Annotated in this window: 18 protein-coding genes; 4 read left to right on the top strand and 14 right to left on the bottom strand. The window is 70.2% G+C overall.

All coding sequences use genetic code 11. The annotated features are described in order from the left end of the window. Window positions 1-47 precede the first annotated feature (47 nt). A complete protein-coding gene (locus tag KY661_RS27405) occupies window positions 48-899 on the bottom strand; it encodes a hypothetical protein (RefSeq protein WP_225413030.1) in 852 nt (283 codons plus the stop codon). Window positions 900-997: 98 nt separating this feature from the next. Between KY661_RS27405 and KY661_RS27400 the strand changes: the two genes are divergently transcribed. Beyond that, a complete protein-coding gene (locus tag KY661_RS27400; RefSeq protein WP_225413029.1) occupies window positions 998-3,592 on the top strand; it encodes a CHASE2 domain-containing protein in 2,595 nt (864 codons plus the stop codon). Between the two features lie 16 nt (window positions 3,593-3,608). On the opposite strand, the gene KY661_RS27395 is transcribed toward KY661_RS27400, so the two are convergent. The 7 genes from KY661_RS27395 to KY661_RS27365 form a co-directional block, all read right to left on the bottom strand. Further along, a complete protein-coding gene (locus tag KY661_RS27395) occupies window positions 3,609-3,965 on the bottom strand; it encodes a (2Fe-2S) ferredoxin domain-containing protein (RefSeq protein ID WP_225413028.1) in 357 nt (118 codons plus the stop codon). 97 nt (window positions 3,966-4,062) lie between these two features. Further along, window positions 4,063-4,797 (bottom strand): NuoI/complex I 23 kDa subunit family protein, encoded by a 735-nt coding sequence (locus KY661_RS27390; RefSeq protein ID WP_225413027.1) that lies wholly within the window; start codon window positions 4,795-4,797, stop codon window positions 4,063-4,065. A gap of 12 nt (window positions 4,798-4,809) precedes the next feature. Next, the gene (locus tag KY661_RS27385) at window positions 4,810-6,234 is read right to left on the bottom strand and encodes a complex I subunit 1/NuoH family protein (RefSeq protein ID WP_225413026.1); all 1,425 of its coding nucleotides are present in this window, start codon (window positions 6,232-6,234) and stop codon (window positions 4,810-4,812) included. Then, a complete protein-coding gene (locus KY661_RS27380) occupies window positions 6,235-8,124 on the bottom strand; it encodes a 2Fe-2S iron-sulfur cluster-binding protein (protein WP_225413025.1) in 1,890 nt (629 codons plus the stop codon). Then, entirely contained in the window at window positions 8,121-9,368 is a 1,248-nt protein-coding gene (gene nuoD, locus KY661_RS27375) for an NADH dehydrogenase (quinone) subunit D (RefSeq protein ID WP_075008160.1), read from the bottom strand. The genes KY661_RS27380 and nuoD overlap by 4 nt, the downstream gene beginning before the upstream one ends. Before the next feature lie 23 nt (window positions 9,369-9,391). After that, window positions 9,392-9,910, bottom strand: coding sequence for an NADH-quinone oxidoreductase subunit C (locus KY661_RS27370; RefSeq protein ID WP_075008161.1), 519 nt, complete (start codon window positions 9,908-9,910; stop codon window positions 9,392-9,394). Between the two features lie 163 nt (window positions 9,911-10,073). Further along, a complete protein-coding gene (locus tag KY661_RS27365; protein WP_225413024.1) occupies window positions 10,074-11,345 on the bottom strand; it encodes an adenylate/guanylate cyclase domain-containing protein in 1,272 nt (423 codons plus the stop codon). 140 nt (window positions 11,346-11,485) lie between these two features. On the opposite strand from KY661_RS27365, the gene KY661_RS27360 reads away from it, so the two are divergent. Together KY661_RS27360 and KY661_RS27355 are read left to right on the top strand one after the other, a co-directional pair. Then, complete coding sequence (locus KY661_RS27360; RefSeq protein ID WP_225413023.1) at window positions 11,486-13,483, top strand: sulfatase-like hydrolase/transferase; 1,998 nt, start codon at window positions 11,486-11,488, stop codon at window positions 13,481-13,483. 23 nt (window positions 13,484-13,506) lie between these two features. Continuing rightward, on the top strand, window positions 13,507-13,980 hold the full coding sequence (locus KY661_RS27355; protein ID WP_225413022.1) for a PaaI family thioesterase: 474 nt from the start codon (window positions 13,507-13,509) through the stop codon (window positions 13,978-13,980). A 77-nt stretch (window positions 13,981-14,057) separates the two neighbouring features. Here KY661_RS27355 and KY661_RS27350 read toward each other — a convergent pair whose 3' ends face one another. Both KY661_RS27350 and KY661_RS27345 read right to left on the bottom strand, forming a co-directional pair. Then, the gene (locus KY661_RS27350) at window positions 14,058-14,621 is read right to left on the bottom strand and encodes an NADH-quinone oxidoreductase subunit B (protein ID WP_075008165.1); all 564 of its coding nucleotides are present in this window, start codon (window positions 14,619-14,621) and stop codon (window positions 14,058-14,060) included. A 6-nt stretch (window positions 14,622-14,627) separates the two neighbouring features. After that, on the bottom strand, window positions 14,628-14,996 hold the full coding sequence (locus KY661_RS27345) for an NADH-quinone oxidoreductase subunit A (RefSeq protein WP_075008166.1): 369 nt from the start codon (window positions 14,994-14,996) through the stop codon (window positions 14,628-14,630). Between the two features lie 236 nt (window positions 14,997-15,232). Here KY661_RS27345 and KY661_RS27340 point away from each other — a divergent pair, with 236 nt between their 5' ends. Then, window positions 15,233-16,771: a methyl-accepting chemotaxis protein gene (locus tag KY661_RS27340; protein WP_225413021.1), complete on the top strand. Its 1,539-nt coding sequence runs from the start codon at window positions 15,233-15,235 to the stop codon at window positions 16,769-16,771. Between the two features lie 12 nt (window positions 16,772-16,783). Here the strand turns inward: KY661_RS27340 and KY661_RS27335 are convergent, their stop codons facing one another. From KY661_RS27335 to KY661_RS27315, 4 genes are all read right to left on the bottom strand, one after another. Then, window positions 16,784-17,167 (bottom strand): response regulator, encoded by a 384-nt coding sequence (locus KY661_RS27335; protein WP_225413020.1) that lies wholly within the window; start codon window positions 17,165-17,167, stop codon window positions 16,784-16,786. Continuing rightward, window positions 17,164-18,747 carry an ATPase domain-containing protein gene (locus KY661_RS27330; protein WP_225413019.1) on the bottom strand — a complete coding sequence of 528 codons (1,584 nt, stop codon included), beginning with the start codon at window positions 18,745-18,747 and terminating at the stop codon, window positions 17,164-17,166. Before KY661_RS27330 ends, KY661_RS27335 begins: the two co-directional genes overlap by 4 nt. A gap of 14 nt (window positions 18,748-18,761) precedes the next feature. Next, window positions 18,762-19,880 carry a hybrid sensor histidine kinase/response regulator gene (locus KY661_RS37375; RefSeq protein WP_317987308.1) on the bottom strand — a complete coding sequence of 373 codons (1,119 nt, stop codon included), beginning with the start codon at window positions 19,878-19,880 and terminating at the stop codon, window positions 18,762-18,764. 124 nt (window positions 19,881-20,004) lie between these two features. Beyond that, on the bottom strand, window positions 20,005-20,823 hold the full coding sequence (locus KY661_RS27315) for a PHP domain-containing protein (RefSeq protein ID WP_225413018.1): 819 nt from the start codon (window positions 20,821-20,823) through the stop codon (window positions 20,005-20,007). Window positions 20,824-20,839: the final 16 nt, after the last annotated feature.

Here is a 20,839-nt window from a genome sequence, read left to right as displayed (position 1 = left end):
CGAGTCCGGGCTGCTGGCCATCGAAGATGTGAATCCAGCGCGTGTCATTAGCGCGTGCGGATCACGCCCACGTCCGCCGTGCCCGCCAGCAGGGCGCTGCCCAGGAAGAGGTTGTCGGACTCGGCGCCCCCGCTGCGCACCGACTGGAACGTGACGAGGTAGGTCTGCTGGGGCGAGGGGAAGGCCTCTACGGGCAGGGTGATGCGCGCTTGCTTCCAGGCCGAGGGGAAGGCGACGAGTTCGACGAAGTCGAGCGGCTCGGTGGGGACGTTGCTGTAGGTGGGCTTGCCGCGCGCCCCGTTCTGGCTCAGGGGGACAACCGTGACGAAGCCGATGGTGCGGTCCTGGCCCGAGGCCGGGGCGGCGCGCTCCAGGGTGAGGGACTGCCCGGCGTTCAGGCGCACCACGCCCTCGGGCGGGTGCAGGACGGAGAGCTTCTCCTGGGGGGGGACGTTCTCCACCCGCCCCTCGTAGCGCGTGCCGTTGCGCTCCGCGATGAACTGGTAGTTGGCGCCGCTCTGGTACTTCAGGGAGTCATCCCCGTTGACGGAGCGGCTGTAGGCGCCCGAGCCATCGGGCGTCAGCTCCACCCCGGTGCCATTCTGGGGCCGGAGGGTGACGGTGGCGCCGGAGAGCCCCTGGGGCGAGCCGCCCTCGCCATCCCGGGTGCCGATGAAGACGAAGGCCGCCGTCTGGGCGGGGATGACCAGATCGTCCTCTCCGTTCTGCGGCGGCGTTCCGGTGTCCACGTTCAGGAAGGCGGCGGGGGAGATGCGCACCTCGGGGGTGGTCAGCAGGGTGCCCACCATCACCGTGTCGGCGGTGAGCTTGTCGAGATCACATCCCAGGGGCAGCAGGCAGCAGGCGGCAGCGGTGAACAGCAGCGGGAGGCGGTGCATGGGGCTCCTTGGAGCCAGAAGGCCGGCCCCGGGGGAAAGGCACCGAGCATAGCAGTCCCCGGACGCGGCGGGCGGGGGCGCGCTATCCTCGCGCCCCCGTGCGAAACCCTCTTTTCCAATCCTCCGGCCGCCGCTTCCTCAAGCGCCTGGGGTTCGCGCTCCTGCAGGCCGTCCTCGTGGGCGGACTGGTGGGCTCGCTCCTGTACTTCCGGGTGCCGCGCACCCAGCTCGAGGAGGAGGGGACATCCCCGACGCTGATCGCCTACCTGTCCGAGTGGGTCGAGGCGCCCGAGCGCTCCACCTACGATGTCCGCGTGCGGCTGCTGGGCGAGTGGCTCCAGCGCCAGCGGCGGCGGGAGCCCAAGCGCCAGGACCGCGTGGTGGTGGTGACGGTGGACGACGACACGCTCGCCAATGCCCGCCAGAGCGAGTACCCGGGGCTGGCCTCCTACCCCTGGCCCCGGGAAATCACCGGCGGCATGACGCAGCGGCTCATCCAGGAGGGCGCCTCGGCCGTCCTGCTCGACATGCGCTTTCCGGAGCTGAGCCCCCGCACGTGCGAGCTTCCCCGCGCCGGCAAGGAGGGCAGCGGCGATGACGACGCGGCCTTCCGCAAGCTGCTGGACCAGACCCCGGGGCGCTCCGCGCTCGCCTTCTCCTGGTCCGTGCCCCGCGCGAGCCCGCCCTCGCTCCGGCTGTGGCCCTACCGCGTGCGCGTGGGCGCCCCCCAGGCGCTGCCCGAGGCGCACGCCCTGGCGCAGCGGGTGCTCGCCGCGCAGCGCCCCGCGTTCCTCCTGCCCGAGGGCGAGCGGATGGCGGTGTGGGCGGGCGTGGAGGATGAGCGGGACGGGCAGCTGTTCGCCGCGCAGCTCGGCCTGCCCCCCACGAAGGTGGAGGAGCGCAGCGCCCGGGACGGTGACCACCGCTTCACCGCGTTGGATCTCTTCGTCTCCCTGGCCGAAGTCGAGGTGGAGGGGCTGGACGCCTCCCGGCTGCTGCAGGTGCGCAACCTCCGGCACCCGGTGGCGCCCCTGCTGAGCCCCTCCATCCTCTATGGCGCGGCCACGGCGCTGCCGGACCCCGATGGCGTGGTCCGGGGCCTGCTTCACCTCGTCAGCTATGCGCCCCGGGAGGGCGTGCGCCATGTCCTGCCCTCGCTGCCCCTGGCCGCGGCGATGCAGCAGGCCGGCACCCGGAAGCTGCGCTACGCGAACGGCCTGCTCCACGTGGGGGACGCCTACGCGATTCCCATGGACGAGACGGGCTTCAGCCTCATGCGCTGGGAGACGGGGGACGTGGGCCGCTCCGCGGGGGCCTCGGTGTTCCGCACCCTGCGCGCCTGGAACATCCTGTCCAACCTCTTCGAGACCGCCAACGGCCGGCCGCCCCGCGCCGATCATGATCTCGAGGGCCGGGCCGTCGTCCTCACCCACACGTCCTCGTATGCCACGGACTACAAGCCCACCCCCATCGGAAAGCTGACGCCCGGGGGCGCCATGCTCGCGCAGTCGCTCGACAACCTCCTCCAGTCCCGGGGCATCCTCCGCGCCCCGCTGGACCTGGACCTGATGCTGACGGTGGGCATGGCCTTCCTGGGCGCGGCCATCTCCTTCTTCTTCAGCAACACGTTCCGCTCGGGCTTCGGCGCCACGCTGTTCTTCTCCGTCGCGGTGCTGACGGGGCTGGGCTACTGCGCGGCGGCGGGCTACGTCTTCGTGACGCAGAGCCTGTGGATCGCCGTGGTGGGGCCGCTGGCGGCCATGGGCGCTACGTTCCTCTTCACCACCCTGTACGCGGTGCGCACCGAGCGCGAGCTGCGGGAGTTCGTCAACCACGCCCTGGGCCGCTACGTGAGCCCGGAGGTGGCGCGGCTCGTCACCCGGGACTTGACGCTGCTCGTGCGCCCCGAGCGCCGGCAGGTGTCCGCGTACTTCTCCGCCATCGAGGGCTTCACCCGGCTGTCCGAGCAGATGCCGCCCGAGCAGCTCGTCCAGTTCCTCAACGAGTACTTCACGGAGATGACGGTGGCGGTGCGCTCCACCGGCGGCCAGGTGGACAAGTACATCGGCGACGGGCTGATGACGTTCTGGGGCGCGCCCGTGCGCTCGGACCGGCATGCGCACCTGGCCTGCGAGGCCGCGATGAAGATGCACGCAGTGCTGAAGGAGCGCCAGCCGCATTGGCAGAAGACCTATGGCCACCGCATCCAGCTGCGCGCCGGCATCAACAGCGGCGAGGCGGTGGTGGGCGACATGGGCAGCGAGCTCAAGTCGAACTACACGGTGATGGGCCGGGCGGTGAACCTGGCCTCACGCCTGGAGAGCGCCAACAAGGCCTATGGCACCTCGGTGCTCGTGGGCGAGGACACCGCCCAGCTCGCCAGCGACGCCTACGTCTTCCGCGAGGTGGACCGGGTGCGCGTGCCGGGCAGCCCCGAGCCCACGCGCATTCACGAGCTGCTCGGCCGCCGGGGACAGATCGCCCCCCGCGTGCAGGAGCTGCTGGGTGTGTACGAGCAGGCCCTCACGGCCTACCACCAGCGGCGCTTCGACGAGGCGCTGGCCCTGTTCGAGCGGGGCGAGACCGAATACCAGGATCCCGTCTCCGCCGTGTACGCGGGACGGTGCCGCCGCTTCCAGGTGACCGCGCCGGCGGAGGACTGGAACGGCGTGTACGCGCTGCAGGAGCCGTGAGGCGGAAGGGGGCCGCTCAGGGGCCCTCGTCCGGGTCTCCGTAGAACTCCCGGACGGGCGCATCCTGAGCAATGTGCTCGGCGACGACCCGGCGCATCCGCTCGGGCGTCATGCGCGAGTAGTAGACCTCGCCCGGCCAGCCCATGAGCTGGTAGTCCTCGGGGGACAGGGGGTCCTTCTTGCGGCCCGTGTCCTCGCGGATGACGACGTTGGGGCCCATGTGGCAGAAGCCGTAGCAGCCGCCCCGGTACGCTTCACAGCGGGGCGCGAGGCCCCGGCTGGCGAGCTCTTCCTGGGCGGCGGCGAAGACGGCGTTGGATCCGTTGGCCTTGCAGTCCATGCCTTTGCACACGGACAAACGGTAGCGCTTCATCCCGCCACCCTACGGGACTTTGAGGCACCCAGGAAGGGCACCCCCGCCCGAAGCCCGCGGGCGTTCCCGGAGAGGGGGAAGCCAGCAGGCAGGGGGGCTACTTGTGAGCAGGCGGGTTCGGGGGGACCCCTTCACCGCTGGCGAGTTTCGCCGGCTCGTGACCCGCACCCACGGAGTGGGGCGTCTTGAGCTGCACGAGGCCCTCTCCGATGCGGGTGTGGGCTTCCTTGTGCGCGTGGTGGGGCTCCTTCGAGCTGTCGCGCTTGTTCCAGGGATCCGACGGGTGCGACACGGCGGGGCCCTTGAGCAGCTTGGGGATGTCGAAGACGAAGCCCTGGCGGTTGTACTCGGGCTTGGTGTGCTCGTACGTGTCCATGCGGATGGCGTCCTTGGGGCACGCCTCCACGCACAGGCCGCACACGATGCAGCGCAGCTCGTCGATGACGAACTGGGTGGGGTACTTCTCGATGACGCGCGACTCGCTCTCGTCCGACTCCGGCGCGTACTCGCCCGCCTCGATGTAGATGCACTGGGCGGGGCAGATGGTGGCGCACATGTAGCAGGCCACGCACCGGGGCTTGCCATCCTCGCGGGGAACCAGCCGGTGCAGCCCCCGGTAGCCCGGCGGATAGACGGGCTTCTCTTCCGGGTACGACACGGTGGTGACGAGGCTGGTGCCCGTGCGGTCGACAACCTCGGTGTTCGTGTCCCGGGTGCCGAAGAGGTTGCGGAAGAAGTGCTTGGTGGTGATCGCCAGCCCGCGCAGCAGCTCGGGGACGTAGCTCCGCTCGCGGATGTCCGTGCGGGGATCTTGGCTTACCTTGTAGGCCATGGCTTTCCTAACCTAATGCGAGGAGGAGACGGACGCCGCCACCGGGGCCTTGGCGTCCAGGGACTCGGCGACACGGCCGTGCGCCGGCAGGGCAGGGCCATGTGAGGCCTGCGGCTCGTCCCCCGTGGAGAACGTGAGGGCCAGCACTGCGGCGATCTGCAGGAACCCGAAGAGGGCCAGGTAGCGCAGGGACGGATCCCACAGCACCAGGGCGCCCGTGGCGAAGACGTTCACCAGGCCCATGGGCAGGAGGATCTTCCAGCCCAGCGTCTGGATCTGGTCGTAGCGGAAGCGGGGGAACGTCCAGCGGATCACCATCTGCACGAAGATGAGGCCAATCACCTTCAGCCAGAACACCGTGCCCAGCAGGGTGCCGTACAGCAGCGGGGCGTCCTTGAGCTGCGTGGCCACCCACTCCCCGCCGAACGGCAGGTTCCAGCCGCCGAAGAAGAGCACCGCGGTGACGCCCGCCAGAATCACCACCTCGATGAACTCGGAGATCATGAACAGGCCGAACTTCATGCCCGAGTACTCGACGAAGTAGCCGATGATCTCCGAGTCACCCTCGGGCGCGTCGAACGGGGCGCGCTTGGTCTCCGCGAACGAGGCCGCGAAGAAGCCAAGGAAGCCGATGGGCTGCAGGATGAAGCCCCAGGCGGGCAGGCCGAAGTCGAAGCCGCCCTCGGCGCCGGTGAACTGCCACAGGTAGCGGGCCTGGCCGGTGCTCGTGCCCGTCTCGGCCGCGAGCGTGCCGACGAGGGCCGGCAGCTGCACGGTGGAGAAGGCCATGATGAGCCCCACCAGCGACAGGCCGAGGGCGACCTCGTAGGAGATCATCTGCGAGGAGGCGCGCACGCTGCCCAGCAGCGCGAACTTGTTGTTGGAGGCCCAGCCGGCCAGCGACGTGCCGTAGACGGCCAGCGAGGCGATGGCCAGAAGGTAGAGCAGGCCGAAGTCCGGGGTGCTCACCACCATGTCCACGCGGTGGCCCCACAGGGTGATGGAGGGGCCCGCGGGGACGACGGCGAACAGCGCCACCACCGAGGCCATGGCCAGCACCGGGCCCAGCTTGTAGAGGAACGAGCTGGCCAGCGCCGGCATGAAGTCCTCTTTGGTCAGCATCTTCACCGCGTCGGCCACCAGGTGAGGGATGCCGGCCAGCGGGGAGTTGCGAAGCCCTGGCAGGTTGATGCGCGCGCGGTTGGGGCCGATGCGGTCCTGGATGAGCGCGCTCCACTTGCGCTCGGCCACGGTGAGCAGCGTGGCGATGATCATCACGAAGGTGACCATCAGGAAGATGATGTTCGTCAGGCGGCTGGCGCCCGCGAACAGGTGCTCCTCGGCGAGCGCGCCCACCACGTACGCCACGGCGGTGACCGCGGCGCACGCGAAGACGATCAACCCCATGCCAAACAGAACGGTGAAGATCCGCTTCATTTAAATCCCTCGCACGCGGGGCGTGCCGAACTCGCGGTAGCCCGCAGGACGGCCGTCGGCGCCGCTGGGCAGCGGGTTGATGCCCGGCTTCTCGCGGTCCGGCGGGGACGCCTGATCCCAGTTGAATGAAGCGAACGCGGCCACCTGCGGGGCCAGCTCGCGGAACACGTCGCGCGCGGAGGTCCACGCCTGCGTGCCCCCCAGCGCCTTGCTGATCTCCGCGGTCCAGCGCCAGTGCGGCACCGCCTCGCCCTTGGAGGGGTAGGCCTTGCGGAAGCGCTGGACGATGCCCTCCAACTGCACGAAGGAGCCCTCGTCCTCGATGTGCGCCGAGGCCGGCAGCAGCACCGTGGCCTGCGCGGTGACGGCCGACTCGGTGAGCGCCTGGGCCACGAAGACCTCGAGCTGCGAGGCCGCCTGCGCGAAGGCCTCCTCGCCCGCGGGCACCTCGGTGCCCAGCGCGTAGAGCGCCTTCACCTTGCCGCCGCGCAGGGCGGCCGTCAGGTCCTCGAACGGCTTGAGCGTCAGCCCCAGCCCCTGGGCGATCAGCTCCAGGCCCTTGCGGTTGGGGTTCTTGTCGGCCGTCATCAGGAAGTGGTCCGCGTCGCCCTGGGGGCGGCCGCCCACGTACACGTCCTTGATGCCCAGCGTGGCCTTGGCGAAGGACAGGCCCGAGAGCAGGTCTTCGTTGGAGAGCAGCGGCGAGGCGAGCACGGCCAGCTTCGCGTTGCCCTTGAAGGGCTGGAGCGCCTGGGCCGCGGCCTTGGCCGCCTCCACGCGCGTGAGCGCCGGCTGGGCGGTGTCCGGCGCCTGGGTGGCGCGGCGGCCCACCGAGGCCACGAGCACGCGCCCCAGGTTCAGGGACTTGTACGAGAGCCGGCCCTGGTCACACATCCAGCTCTTGTTGATGGCCTCGTTCTCGCGCGGGCGGTAGCGGTAGGTGTCCTGGGACATCCAGTCCGCGTAGATGTTGCAGCCGCGCGAGCAGCCCGTGCACACCGAGGGCGTGGCGGACAGGAACCACGCGCGGGCCCGGAAGCGGAAGTCCCGGCTGAGCAGCGCGCCCACGGGGCACACGTCCACCGTGTTGAGCGAGTAATTGCTCGACAGCTCGTTGCCCGGGAAGACGTCGATGCGCTCGTGGCTGCCGCGGCCGAACACGCCCAGCTGCGGCTCCTTGGGCACCTCGTTCATGAAGCGCACGCAGCGGGTGCACAGGATGCAGCGCTCCTGGTCCAGCACCACGCGGGGCCCGAGCACCTTGCGCTTGTTCTTCAGCGCCTTGCCGCCCTCCAGACGCGAGGGGCGGTAGTCGTACTTCATGTAGTAGTCCTGCAGCTTGCACTCCCCGGCCTGGTCGCAGATGGAGCAGTCCACGGGGTGGTTGAGCAGCAGGAACTCCATCACCGCGCGCCGCTGCTCCTTCACCTTGGCGGAGGTGGTGTTGATGACCTGGCCCTCGGCCAGCGGCGTCTGGCACGCCGGCACCATCTTGGGCGCGTTGGAGGCCTCCACCAGGCAGATGCGGCAGTTGGCCGCGATGGAGAGGCGCGGGTGGTAGCAGTAGTAGGGGATGTCCGAGCCAACCGTCTTGGCCGCCTCGATCATGTTCGTGCCCGGCTTCACCACCACTTCCCGGCCGTCGATGGTGCAGGTGACGAAGCCCGGGTTCTTCGGGGGTGGAGGCTTGGGCGGGCCGGGCGGGGGCGGGGGCGCCGCGGGCTTGGTGCCCGTGGTGCTGCTGTGGGCCACCGGCGGGGTGTCCGCCTTGGGGGCCGCAGGCGGGTTGGACGGCTCGGGGCCAATCTTCGCCGCCGGCGTGTCCGTGGGCGCGCCCTTGGGGGGCGTCTGCGCGTCGCCCGTCGGCTTCTTGGTGTCGTTGTCGCTCACTGCTCGACCTCGCCGCCGATCATGTTGATCGTGTCAAAGGTGGGAATGAGGTCCGCCAGCATCTTGCCCTCGATGATGTGGGAGATGGACGAGAGGATGGGGAACCCCGGAGCCCGGACGTGGACCTTGTAGGGACGGCCGCGGCCGTCGCTCACCAGGTACCAGCCCAGCTCGCCGTTGGACGCCTCGGTGAAGTCGTAGACTTCGCCCGGCGGAACCTGGATGCCTTCCATGACGAGCTTGAAGTGGCTCATCACGCCCTCGATGGTGCCGTACACCTCGGGCTTGGGCGGCAGCGCGATGCGCCAGTCGTCCACGATGATGGGGCCGCCGGGCAGCTGCTTGAACGCCTGGCGCAGGATGCGGTCGGACTGTTCGATCTCCGCCAGCCGCACGAGGAACCGGTCGTAGTTGTCCCCCTTCTCCCCCACGGGGATGTCGAAGTCGAACCGGTCATAGACCCAGTAGGGCTTGGCCTTGCGCACGTCGTAGTCGACGCCCGAGCCGCGCAGCGCGGGGCCGGTGAAGCCGAAGTCCAGCGCGTCCTCCGCGTTGATGACGCCCGTGTCCTTCATGCGGTCCACGAAGATGCGGTTGCGGAGCACGAGGGCCTTCACCTCGACCATCACCTCTTGGATCTTGTCGAGCGACTTGAGGACCTTCTCGACCCACCCCTCGGGCAGATCGCGGTTCAGGCCGCCCACGCGTCCATAGCTGGTGGTGAGCCGGGCGCCCGTCAGCTCGGACACCCGGTCCATGATGAGCTCGCGGCCCTCCAGCGCCAGGAGGAACGGGGCGAAGCCGCCCAGCTCCAGGCCGGTGGCGCCCACCGAGGTGATGTGGTCCTGCATGCGGTGCAGCTCGGAGCCGATGACGCGGATGTACTGGGCGCGCTCGGGGATCTCCAGGCCGATGAGCTTCTCCACGGCGTTGAGGAAGCCGAAGTTGTTCATCAGCGCCGACACGTAGTTCAGCCGGTCCGTGTATGGCAGGCACTGCGTCCAGGTGACGTTCTCGCAGCTCTTCTGGAAGCCGCGGTGCAGGAATCCGATCTCCGGGTCCGCCTTGATGATCGTCTCGCCGTCCAGCTCGACGCGCATGCGCACCGTGCCGTGCGTGGCCGGGTGCGAGGGGCCCATGTTGATGTACATCCGCTTCGTCTGGAGGTGGGCCTCCAGCTCGGACTCATGGGCGTAGGCGTCGGTATCCGGGTTGAGGTCTTCGGGCTTGGGGTGTTCCGACATGGGTGTCCTCGAAGGGCCGGGCGTCAGGAATGACCGCTGGTGCCGGGGCCGCGGAAGATGTCTTTGATGGGGCGCTCGGGGATGAGCGGCTGGCGATCCCGGAGGGCGTAGTCCTTGCGCAGGGGGTGCCCCTGGAACTCCTCGTACAGCAGGACGCGGCGCAGGTCCGGGTGGCCCACGAACCGGATGCCGTAGAAGTCCCACACGAAGCGTTCCCACCAGTTGGCGCCCTTGAAGAGCGGCACCAGCGAGGGCACCTCGGGGTGGGCCTCGGAGACCCGCACCTTGAGCCGCACGTGCTCGTTCCGGGTGAGCGAGCGCAGGAAGTAGACGATCTCGAAGCGCGGGTCGTTCTCGGCCAGGTGCAGCCGGTCCACGCCGTCGATGGAGACGAAGAGCTTGAAGTTCAGCTCGGGATCATTCTTGAGGTAGGCCACCACCGTGGGCAGGTGCTGGGCGTGAATGACGGCCCACGCGCCGCCCGTCCGGTCGACGTAGCGCTCCGCGACCGCCTCCGGCAGGTGAGCGGAGACTCTGTCCAACGCGAATGTGCTCAAGGGGCATCCCAATGGCAGGAGGATCGCGGCTTTATAAGGACGGCAGACCAAGTGCGTCAACGTAATCCCCCAGCCATCTAGCGCACTTACGCGCGCTAGAAGCGTGTATGGGGGCTGGGGTGTCCGAAAACGGCCTCGGAGGGCCCGCTCAGGCCGCCACGGTGGCGTCCGCCGGCCGGGAGGCTGCCCGGTTGCGGGGCACGTGGATGGGCACGGGCTGGCTCTTGCCGGCCACCGAGGCAGGGGGCAGCTCGCTCCAGAGGAAGGTGTCCCCGGCCTGCTCCCGGGTGGCGCCGGAGGCCAGGACGGGCACACCGGCCGTCTTGGTCAGGCTCTCGATGCGGCTGGCCAGGTTCACCGTGTCCCCGATGGCGGTGTACTCCAGGCGCCGGGTGGCCGAGCCGATGTTGCCGAGCACCGCGGGCCCGGTGTGCAGCCCCACGCCGATGCGCAGGCAGGGCTCGCCCCGGGCCGTGCGCGCCGCGTTGAGCGCCTCCAGCTCCTGGACCATGTCCAGGGCGCACTGCACGCCGCGCCGGGCGTGCTCGGGCTCGGCGATGGGGGCGCCGAAGTACACCATCAGCGCGTCCCCGATGAACTTGTCCAGGGTGCCGCCGTGGCGGAACACCACCTCGACCATGCGGCCGTAGTACTCGTTGAGCAGGGTGACGACCTGCTCGGGCCGCAGCCGCTCGCTCAGCGAGGTGAAGTCCCGGATGTCCGCGAACAGGAGGGTGACCTCCCGCAGCTCCGGGGCCGTCTCGGAGCGGCCCAGGTCCTGAAGCCGCTCGGCCACGGCGGGGGAGAAGTAGCGGCCCAGCCGGGCGCGCTTGAGCTCCTCGCGCGTCGCGTTCGTCAAGAGCGTGCGGATGCGCAGCAGCATGTGGCAGGCCCCGGCCGCGCAGGCGCCCAGGACGACGACGGCGGCGAGCTGGGCCCCCAGGTCGATTTGAGCCTCCTGCTGGAGGGTGATCTCCGCCACGGCCGCGCACCCCATCACCACCAGCGTCGCCGTGCGGCGCAGGGACAGGGCCGACAGCAGGATGAGCGTGGCGTAGATGCCCAGGGTGAAGCCCGCGATGCCCCCGGGCGAGGGCGACAGGGGCAGGGCGATGTGCTGGAGCCAGTAGATGGCGGGCACGTCCACCAGGGCCAGGGACAGCCCCGCCCATTTCCGCAGCCGCTCGAAGCGCAGCAGGGATACCAGCGTCAGCGCCGTCACCGACCAGTAGGCGGCGAAGGGGGGGATGTAGACGGCCCAGTCGGCCATGCCGCGCACGCGGCCGAAGTACAGCGAGACGCTGAAGACCGCGGAGACGCCCAGCAGGCGCACCCATGCCAGGTTCAAGGCATTGTGGCCCTGCTCGACCTTGAGCGTCTGGGCCAGTGTTTCCTGGGTTGTCTGTCCCACGGCGTCCATAGGGCCCTTGGGCACCCCCCGGTGGGTAGTGCGGCGGGCCCCATGTTGGCATGAGTCCCCGGGTCGCGCACGTCAGTGGCGGGGAAAGGCGCTTGCCAGGCTGGAGGCGCCCCGTGGATTCGGATAGAGGCTGAGGCCCCATGTCCTCCCGTTCCCCGTCCGGTCTCTTGCGCGGGTTGTCGCGCGCCGCCCTGCTGGGGGCGGTGCTGGGGTTGGGGCTGTTCGCCTGGGAATCCGAGCGCTTGCTGCGCACGGCGGGCGTGGGGGTGGGCATCGATGTCCAAGGCCCCTATGCGGCGCTGATGGCGGCCATTGGCCCCCTGGTGCCCGGGCTGCTCGCGCGGATCGCCGCCGTGTATGCCCTGGGCGGCGCGGTGCTGGGGGCGCTGGCCGGAGGGCTCGTCCGGGCCTGGGGAGGCGTCCGGTGGCTCTGGACGGTGCCCGCGTGGCTGGGGCTGCTGGGGCTGCTGGCCTGGGACCGGGCCATTCAGCGGCCCGCCCTCTTCGATGACGTGCCCGCGCTCCGGCCCGTGCTGGGCACCTTGGTGGAGGGGGGCGAGCCGTGGCACCCGCGCCTGGCCGCGGGCCTGCTCCTGGGGCTCAGCCTGGCGGTGCTGGCGTGGCGGGTGCGTCCCGGGAAGCGGGCCCTGGCGGCCGGGGCGGGGGCCGTGGGGGCCGCGGCGCTGCTCGTGGCCGGGGGCGCGCGGTTCCGGGACGGGGATGTGCGGTACCCGCTCGTGGTCCTCATCGGCGTGGATGCCTTCCGTCCGGACCGGCTGCGGATGCTGGGAGGCACCCGCGCCGTGGCGCCGGCCCTGGAGCGCTTCCTGGAGGAGGGCGCCACGCTCTTCACCCAGGCGTACACCCCGATTGCCCAGACGGAGCCCGCCTGGCGCTCGCTGCTCACCGCGCGGTGGCCTCACCGCACGGGGGTGCGCTACTCGCTCACGGCCGAGTCCCGCTGGATTCAGGCCCCCACCTTCGCCCGCCAGTTCTCCGAGGCCGGGTGGCGCACCGTGTTCGCCACCGACTGCTCGCGCTTCCACGCGGAGGGGCCGGACTCGGGCTTCACCACGCGCCTCCAGCCGCCCCGGGGCGCGGTGAACTTCCTGCTGGAGAAGCTGCGCTACCGGGGCGTGGGCCTCTTCGCGGACCATGCCCTCGGCGCCGCGTGGCTGCCCGAGTTCACCGACAACCGCGCCCTGGCGGGGATTCATGACCCCGTGGGCTACTCCGAGCGGCTCGCGGCGCGGCTGCTCGCCGAGTCGCGGCAGGGGCCCACGCTCTTTGCCTTCCACGCCACTGCGGCGCACTTCCCGGGGGACCCCGTCTATCCTTATTACCGGCGCTTCGTGGCGGCCTCCGAGCCGCTCGAGCGGCGGCTGCGCATGCACTTCTCCCCGGTGGTCCCCGGGGGCGCGGGCGGCGCGGGCGCCTGGAGCCGGGAAGGGGCGGAGGCGCTCTACGACGAGCTGCTCGCCCAGGCGGATGCGCAGGTGGGCCGGTTGCTCGACACGCTGAAGCAGTCGGAGCGCTATGACGATGCGCTCATCGTCCTCTTCTCGGACCACGGCGAGAGCTTCCACGCGGACCACCCGGAGCTGGCCGGGGCGACGCCGGTCCACGGGGCCCGGCTCTCGGAAGAGGAGTACCGCGTGGTGCTGGCCGTGAAGCCGCCGCGAGGCCAGCCGGTCCCCCCCCGCGTGGACACCCTGGTGCGCCTCGTGGACGTGGGGCCGACGCTGCTGGCGCTGGCGGGCCTTCCAGCCCTGCCGGCAGACGTGGATGGCGTGTCGCTGGCCCCGCTGCTGCGCGGGGAGCCCTTCTCGCCCTCGCCGCTGTATGCGGAGACGGGCTTCACGCACGTGAGCCCGGAAGTCTTTGACCCGGGGCACTGGCCGGGGGCTCCCCGTGCCTTTGACGCCTACCGCATCCGCCCCGATGGGGTGGTGGAGGTGGGCGCGGAGGCCCACGACGCCATGGTCCGGGAGAAGGACCGGGGAGCGTTCGATGGGCGGCGGTGGCTGGTGGATCAGCCACGCGCGGACGGGGGCGTGCGGCGCACGTGCACGGGCGACTGTGCGGATGCCGGCGCCCTGGGCCAGTGGCTGGACGCGGTGCGGATGCAGGGCCCGTGAGGGCAGGTTAGGGTGGGGCCACCATGCCGACCCCTGATTCCCAGAGCCTCCAGGAGCGTTACGCCCCCCACAGCGCCTGCTTCGGCTGTGGTCCCTCCAACCCTCAAGGCCTGCGCATCCGCAGCCTGGTGGACGAAGACCGGGTGGTGGCCGAGTGGACGCCCGCCGAGCACCACCAGGCCTTCCCGGGCATGCTCAACGGCGGCATCATCGGCTCGCTGCTGGACTGCCACTGCAACTGGACGGCGGCCTACCACCTGATGAAGGCGGGCGGCCTGGAGTCGCCGCCCTGCACCGTGACGGCCGACTACACCATCCAGCTCAAGCGCCCCACGCCCCTGGCGGGGCCGGTGTTCCTGGAAGCCAGGCCGGTGGAGATTAAAGCCGACCGCGCCGTCATCGAGGGCACGCTCACCGCCGGTGGCAAGGTGACCGCCACGTGCCGGGGCACGTTCGTGGCCGTCAAGCCGGGCCACCCCGCCTATCACCGCTGGTAGGCCCTCACGCCGAGGGCCCCGGCATCTCCCGCGAGGGAGACACACGGGGCCCGGGCCCTTCACGCCACGGCAGGGCGCTACTTGTTCATGGACATCAGCAGGTCGTGCTTCGCCGCGGTGGGGTTCGACTGGCCCGTGTCCGCGAGCTTGTGCACCTGGCCGCCGATCTTCTCCTGCAGCAGGAGGATCGCGTCGAGCACCTGCTCGGGGCGCGGCGGGCAGCCGGGGATGTAGACGTCCACCGGGATGATGCGGTCGATGCCCTGGAGCACCGCGTAGTTGTCGTAGAAGCCGCCCGAGGACGCGCACACGCCGAAGGCGACCACCCACTTGGGCTCGCACATCTGCTCGTACACGCGCTTGAGGATGGGCGCCTGCTTCAGGTTGATGGTCCCCGTCACCAGCAGCATGTCCGCCTGGCGCGGCGAGAAGCGGGGGTACTCGGCGCCAAAGCGCGCCAGATCGTGCCGGCCGCCGGCCACGGACATGTACTCCATGCCGCAGCACGCGGTGGCGTACGGGTAGGTGAAGATGGAGTACTTGCGGGCCCACCCCAGGCCCTTGGACACCAGGTTCTGGAGGAAGCCCACGGTGTCGTCGCGGCGGGTCGCGATAATGGGAGCGATGTCGGTCTCAGCCATGGTTTCTCAGCTCTCCCAATCGAGAGCACCCTTCTTCCAGATGTAGATAAGACCCACCACCAGGGTTGCAGCGAAAACCACCATCTCCCAGTAACCGAACCAGCCGAGCGCCTGGAAGTTCACCGCCCAGGGGTACAGGAAGACCGCCTCCACGTCGAAGATGATGAAGAGCAGGGCGATGACGTAGAACTTCACCGCGAAGCGCTGCCTCGCGGGGCCCGTGGTCTCCGAGCCCGCTTCGAAGGCCATGGACTTGATGGCACTGGGGCGGCGGGGGCCGAGCAGGCTCGCCAGGCCGGGCATCACCAACGCCAGGACGCCCGAGACGAGCAGCGCCACGGCCATGGGCAGGTAAGGGGCCAGAGGAGAATTCATCGGCGGCGGACCTTAAGGAGAGCCCTCCCGCCCTGTCAAAGGGAAAGACGGATCCGCCCCCGCCTAAACCTTTGAGAAGACAGTAGAAAAGCGGGGCCCTGGGCCACTCGAAGGCGCTGGCCGCTTCCTGGCCCACCCGCCGAGGGAACAAAGGGTGGCTGCCACCTTCCGCCTGTTTGACGCTCTTGGGGCGGGGCGCCTACCGTCCGCGTGTCGTTTCAACTCCGGAGCGAGGCATGTGGGGTCGGCTCAGTTTACGGTGGCAGGTGGCGCTCGCGGTGCTGGTGCCGTCGATCGTCATCTCCGTGCTGGGGGCAGGTGTCTTCCCCCCGCGGCAGAAGGCCATTGGCATGGAGCGGCTGAAGGAGCGCGCCCTCAGCGTGGGGCTGCTCGCGGGCCCCGAGGTGGCGCGGCGTCTGGCCGAGGCGGCCCAAAGCGGCACCGCGCCGCTCCAGTCCCTCTTCGAGCAGGTGGAGCAGGGCGGGCGCGTGGCGTTCCAGGCCGTGGTGGAGCCGGACGGGGCGCTGGTGGCCCAGCGGGGCACGGTGCCGCCGGCGATCCGGTCCCTCCGGGCCACCGCCACCGGCTGTTCCGATGGGCACGTGGGCGAGGCCGTGGTGGTGCGGTGCGCCCTGCCGGATGGCCGCGGCTACGTGATTGGCTATGACACCGCGGTGGTGCACGAGGACACCCGGGCCTTCATCTTGCTGGCGCTGCCCGTGTTCCTGGCCGCCACGCTGCTGGGGCTCATGCTGGCCTTCCTGCTGAGCCGGGCCATCTCGGAGCCCGTCTCGCACATGACGGACATGGCCCGGGAAGTGGCCATGGGCGATGTGTCCCGCAGCCAGATGGAGGTGCCCGCGGCGGGCGAGGTGCGCCTCATGGCCACCTCCTTCAACGAGATGCTGGGCACGCTGCGCGCCACGGTGGCCGAGCTCGTCTCGCGCACCGAGCAGCTCTCCAGCGCGTCGCGCGGGCTCACGGGGGCCTCCGCGGACCAGGAGCACGTCATCAGCCAGCAGGCCGCGTACGCCCAGCAGATCGCCGCCACGTTCGAGGAGCTGAGCCGCACCGCCGAGCAGATCTCCAGCTCCACCGAGGTGGTGGAGTCCAGCGCGCGCCGCACCCACGAGGCCGTGGCCGAGGCCATGGCGGTGGTGGCCCAGGTGGTGGCGGGCATCAACGACATCCGCATCGAGTCCAAGGGCGTCGCGGACGCCATCGTGGGGCTCAACCAGGATCTCCAGCAGGTGTCGAAGATCGCCCAGGTCATCAACCAGGTGGCGGAGCGCTCGGACCTGCTGGCGCTCAACGCGGCGCTGGAGGGCACCAAGGCAGGCGAGGTGGGCCGGGGCTTCTCGCTGGTGGCCGCCGAGATGCGCAAGCTGGCGGAGAACGTGTCCGGCTCGGCGCGGGACATCGCCCGCATCGTCGAGAAGGTGCAGGACTCCGGAGACGAGGCCGCCGCCAAGGCCCGCGTGGGCATGGCAACCTCGGACCGCGGGGTGGAGGTGGCCGAGCAGGCCTCGGCGGTGTTCGAGCGCATCGTGGAGCTGGCGCGCGGCACCAGCGAGGCGGCCCGTCAAATCACCATCGCCACGCGCCAGCAGCGCCAGTCCAGCGAGCAGGCCGTGCAGGGCGCGCGCAACGTGGCGGAGCTGGTGAAGCAGGGCGTGGATGCCACGGGCCGAACCACCCGGATTGCCCAGGACCTTCAGGCCGTGGCCGAGGGGCTCACGGCGGTGACGGGCCGGTTCAAGGTCGCCCGCGACTGAGCCGGCCGCCCCCTACCCGGTGGCCCCATCGCCGTCCTGGGCCTTCGGGGCCAGCCGGTGGACCTGCTCCAGCAGGTCGTACAGGGAGAAGGGCTTCTTGAGGAAGCCATCCCACGCGTAGCCGCCGGCGGGCACTTCGGGGACGATGGCGCTCATGAGCAGCACGGGCAGCCGCTCGAAGGCCGGCTGCTTCCGGATGGCCTTGAGCGTCTCGTAGCCGTTGAGCCGGGGCATCATGATGTCCAGGATGGCCAGGTCCGGCTTCACCTCGTTCAAGCACCGCAGCGCCTCGGACCCATTGCCGCACGCATGGACCCGGTAGCCGTCCTCCTCGAGGATGGCCTTCACCGCCTCCACGATGTCGAACTCATCATCGACGACGAGGATGGTCTTCATGAACGTCCCCGCCGGGATTTGCCCCGCAGGGGCGGCTTCGGGGCCTTCTTGCCAGAGGATGCCTTCTTCTTGCGCGGGGCCTGGGCCTCGGCGTCCGCGGTGCCCGTCACGCGGGCATGGCCGGTGAGGATCGACTCCGCGCTGCTGAACGTGTCCGCGACGGAGATGCCCTCTTTCGAGATGGAGAACTCCCGGATGCCGCTGTCGTACAGGCTCTCGCGCATCTTCATGATGGAGATGAGCCGGTAGAGCTGGGAGCGCAGCTCCACGTAGCGCAGGAGGATGATGTTCTCCACGTACGCGGCCTCCTCCGGGTGCGGTGCGTCCACGCCCGGGCTGAGCAGCGGCGTCTCCTCCGAGTAGAGGGCCGTCACATCCATCATCCGCAGCTGGTGCGAGAGGGCCGAGAAGAAGCGGCCCATGCGCTGCGGGTAGACGGTGGCGGAGCGGAAGCCGGCCACGCTGTCGATGAAGAGCCGCAGCCGCTTCGCCTTGCGCTCCTGGAGGCGCTCCAGGAGCCGCTCCGCGAGCGCGTCGAGGTTGTGCTCCAGGGGGGGCTGCCACTGGAGTTCGATCAGGCCGTTGTCCACGTATTTCTGGAGGTCCGGCATGCCCACGCCCGCGGCCTTCTCGATGAGCCGGGGCGGCGTCTCGTAGAAGCCGAAGTAGGTGCCCGGCTGTCCCTCCCGGGCCCCCTGGAGCAGGAAGTGCAGCCCCAGGAGCGTCTTGCCCGTGCCGGGGCTGCCCAGCAGCATGGTGGTGGAGCCGGACAGCAGGCCGCCATGAAGCGCCTCGTCCAGCCGGGGGATGCCGAAGGACATCCGGATGCGGTCCTCCTGGCCACTCTCCTGGGGATTGGAGAACTGGACCTCGGTGCGCGGGTGGATGACGAGCCCCCGCTCGGAGATCTCCACCTCGTGCTTGCCCAGCAGCGAGTCGCTGCCGCGGAACTTCAGCGCGACCAGTTCGCGCACGGCCCGGGGGCCTGACAGCCAGAGCGACAGCTCGAAGACCCCGTCCACGGCGGTGCTCTCCGGGTGCACCTCCCCCTCGTGGTGGGGCGAGAGCAGCAGCACGGTGGCGCCCAGAATGCCCACGAACGTCTGCAGGCTCTGCAGGAAGCGCTTGAAGGACAGGTCCGACCGGGCGAACTCCTTGGCCGCGTCCATGCCGTCGATGATGAGGAGGCTGGCCTGGTGGTCCTGGGCCGCCCGCCGCACCAGCTCCAGCAGCCCCTTGAGGCCCTCCTGCTCCAGCTCCCGGTAGCCGCTGATGTAGTGCAGCTTGCCGGGGATGACGTTCCGGTCGAAGAAGGTCATCCCCTCCAGGTTCGCCAGCATGCGCGCGTGAGACTCGGACAGCAGCGTCACATAGAGCGCCCGGCCGCCGTCCTTGACGTGGTTGAAGGCGATCTGGTTGGCCAGCACCGTCTTGCCCGAGCCCGGGGGCCCGAGCACCGAGTAGGCATTGCCCTTGAGGAGCCCTCCCTTGGTGATGAAGTCCAGCCGGGGCACGCCCGTGATGAGCCGCTCGGGCTTGGCCTTGCGGCTGGGGGGAGGGCCCCCTGTTGTGTCCTCCACACGTAACTCCTTGCTCAGTACGGCTCGGTCCGGCGCAGCGGGAGGAGCACCTGGAACGTCGAGCCCTGTCCAGGTTGGCTGTCCACGGTGATGGTCCCTCCGTGCGCCGAGACAATCTCTCTGGCGATGTAAAGGCCGAGGCCCAAACTGCCCGATTGTTCGGTGGTGGTCGCTCGCTCGAAACGCTCGAAAATCCGGGATTGGTCCGCCGGGGCGATGCCGATGCCCTGGTCCTTCACCTGAAGCGCGGCCATGTCCTCGCGCTCTTCCACGCGCAGGCACACGGGTTTTCCGTCCCCATACTTGAGGGCATTGGTCAGCAGGTTGTTGAGGACCTGCTCCAGCCGCAGGCGGTCTCCAATGAGGACCAGCGGCTCGCTGGGCAGCTCGAGCTGGAGGTCCACCTCGGCCGTTCGCGCCGCCGCCTCCAGGCGCTGGGCCATCTCCCGGGTCAGCTCCACCATGTCCACGGTGCCCACCTCCAGCTTGAGCCGCCGGCTGGAGACGCGCGACACGTCCAGCAGCGCGTCGAGCAGCTGCTGCAGCCGGGAGAGCTGGCGCAGGGAGGCGTGGAGCGCCTTGTCCAGCGGCACCTGGGTCCCGGCGCGCTGGGCGAGCAGGAGCGTGCGCTCCAGGTTGAGCCGCAGCGCGGTGAGCGGCGTCTTCAGCTCGTGGGCCGCGACGGAGAGGAACTCGTCGCGCACGCGGATGGCCTCCTGGGCCCGCCGCTGGAGCCGCAGGAGCGCCTCGATGTTGGCCAGCAGCTCCTCCTCCTCCAAGGGCGTGGTCCAGTAGGCGTCCGCGCCGTAGGCGAGCCCCCGGATGCGGTCCTCGCGGGTGATGGAGACGGCGGACAGGTGCGCGATGAGCAGCCCCTGGGTCTCTTCATGCTTGCGCAGGCGCCGGCAGACCTCGTAGCCGTCGATGTCCGGCATCTCCACATCCAGCAGCACCAGGTCCGGCTTCTGGATCGCGATGGCCAGGGCCTCGTGGCCCGTGCTGGCCTCCAGCACCTGGTAGCCCGCCATGCTCAGCATGCGGCTGACCATGTAGCGCGTGGCGGCGTGGTCGTTGACGTTGAGGACGGTGGCCTTGGGTTCGGCGGTCTGTGCGTTGGGGCCCGGTGTCGTCACGTGTTGGTCCAGGCTCGAAATTCTGGGTACCCCCGTCTCAAAGGGGAATCCCCAGAACGCTTCTCCTTGGCATGAAGTGTGCTCAAGGTGCCACGGGTGTTGGATTCTTCCCAGAGTTCGCGGCTCACGCCGAGGCCCGGGCACGCAGTTGCTGGAACAGCGCGGCGGGCATGGAGGCCATGCCCAGGTGCCGCCCCGGGGCCACCTTCTCGCCGTGGAAGTCGCTGCCGGCGGTCACCACCAGGCCGAATTCCCGGGCGAGCGCCACGTACTTCTCGCGCACGCTCGGGTTGTGGTCGGCGTGGAGGACTTCCAGGCCGGCCAGCCCCGCCTTCGCCAGCAGGGCAATCTCCGCCCGGTTCATCTTCGAGCTGCCCGGGTGGGCGAGGGTGGCGGTGCCCCCGGCGGCGCGGATGAGCTGGATGGCGTCCGCCCCGTCCAACCGGTAGCGGTCCACCCAGGCGGGGCGCCCGCTTCCGAGGAACCGGTCGAACGCGTCCTTCGTGTCCACGCACCAGCCCTTCTCCACCAGCACGCGCGCCAGGTGGGGCCGGCCCAGGTGCGCGTCCTCCGCCAGCGCGTACACGTCCTCCATGCGCACCGGGAAGCCCAGCTTCCGCATCTTGTCCACCATCTGCTTCATCCGCTGCTCGCGCTCGGTGCGCAGCGCGTCCGCGAACCGGGCGATGCCAGGGTCCTCCGGCCGCAGGAAGTGCCCGAGGATGTGGGCCTCGCGCCCCAGCACGAAGGCGGACAGCTCGATGCCCGGGACGAGCTCCACCCCGCGGGTGGCCGCCGCGGCCTTGGCCGCCGCCAGCCCCGCCACCGTGTCGTGGTCCGTCACCGCCAGCACCGTCACCCCGGCCGCGGCCGCCATCGTGAGCAGTTCCTCGGGCGAGTGCTGGCCGTCGCTCGCGGTCGTGTGGGAGTGGAGATCAATCACGGCATGCTCCAAGGGC

This window comes from Allostigmatella hybrida, assembly GCF_020103775.1.
Taxonomy (GTDB): Bacteria; Myxococcota; Myxococcia; order Myxococcales; family Myxococcaceae; genus Hyalangium; species Hyalangium aurantiaca.
This window is presented reverse-complemented; position numbering and strand designations above follow the sequence as displayed.

Excerpts from the sequence above, each read along its gene's own strand:
- KY661_RS27405 (WP_225413030.1), bottom strand. The coding sequence starts at position 899 with ATGCACCGCCTCCCGCTGCTGTTCACCGCTGCCGCCTGCTGCCTGCTG.
- KY661_RS27395 (WP_225413028.1), bottom strand. The coding sequence starts at position 3,965 with ATGAAGCGCTACCGTTTGTCCGTGTGCAAAGGCATGGACTGCAAGGCC.
- KY661_RS27390 (WP_225413027.1), bottom strand. The coding sequence starts at position 4,797 with ATGGCCTACAAGGTAAGCCAAGATCCCCGCACGGACATCCGCGAGCGG.
- KY661_RS27385 (WP_225413026.1), bottom strand. The coding sequence starts at position 6,234 with ATGAAGCGGATCTTCACCGTTCTGTTTGGCATGGGGTTGATCGTCTTC.
- nuoD (WP_075008160.1), bottom strand. The coding sequence starts at position 9,368 with ATGTCGGAACACCCCAAGCCCGAAGACCTCAACCCGGATACCGACGCC.
- KY661_RS27365 (WP_225413024.1), bottom strand. The coding sequence starts at position 11,345 with ATGGACGCCGTGGGACAGACAACCCAGGAAACACTGGCCCAGACGCTC.
- KY661_RS27360 (WP_225413023.1), top strand. The coding sequence starts at position 11,486 with ATGTCCTCCCGTTCCCCGTCCGGTCTCTTGCGCGGGTTGTCGCGCGCC.
- KY661_RS27355 (WP_225413022.1), top strand. The coding sequence starts at position 13,507 with ATGCCGACCCCTGATTCCCAGAGCCTCCAGGAGCGTTACGCCCCCCAC.
- KY661_RS27350 (WP_075008165.1), bottom strand. The coding sequence starts at position 14,621 with ATGGCTGAGACCGACATCGCTCCCATTATCGCGACCCGCCGCGACGAC.
- KY661_RS27345 (WP_075008166.1), bottom strand. The coding sequence starts at position 14,996 with ATGAATTCTCCTCTGGCCCCTTACCTGCCCATGGCCGTGGCGCTGCTC.
- KY661_RS27340 (WP_225413021.1), top strand. The coding sequence starts at position 15,233 with ATGTGGGGTCGGCTCAGTTTACGGTGGCAGGTGGCGCTCGCGGTGCTG.
- KY661_RS27335 (WP_225413020.1), bottom strand. The coding sequence starts at position 17,167 with ATGAAGACCATCCTCGTCGTCGATGATGAGTTCGACATCGTGGAGGCG.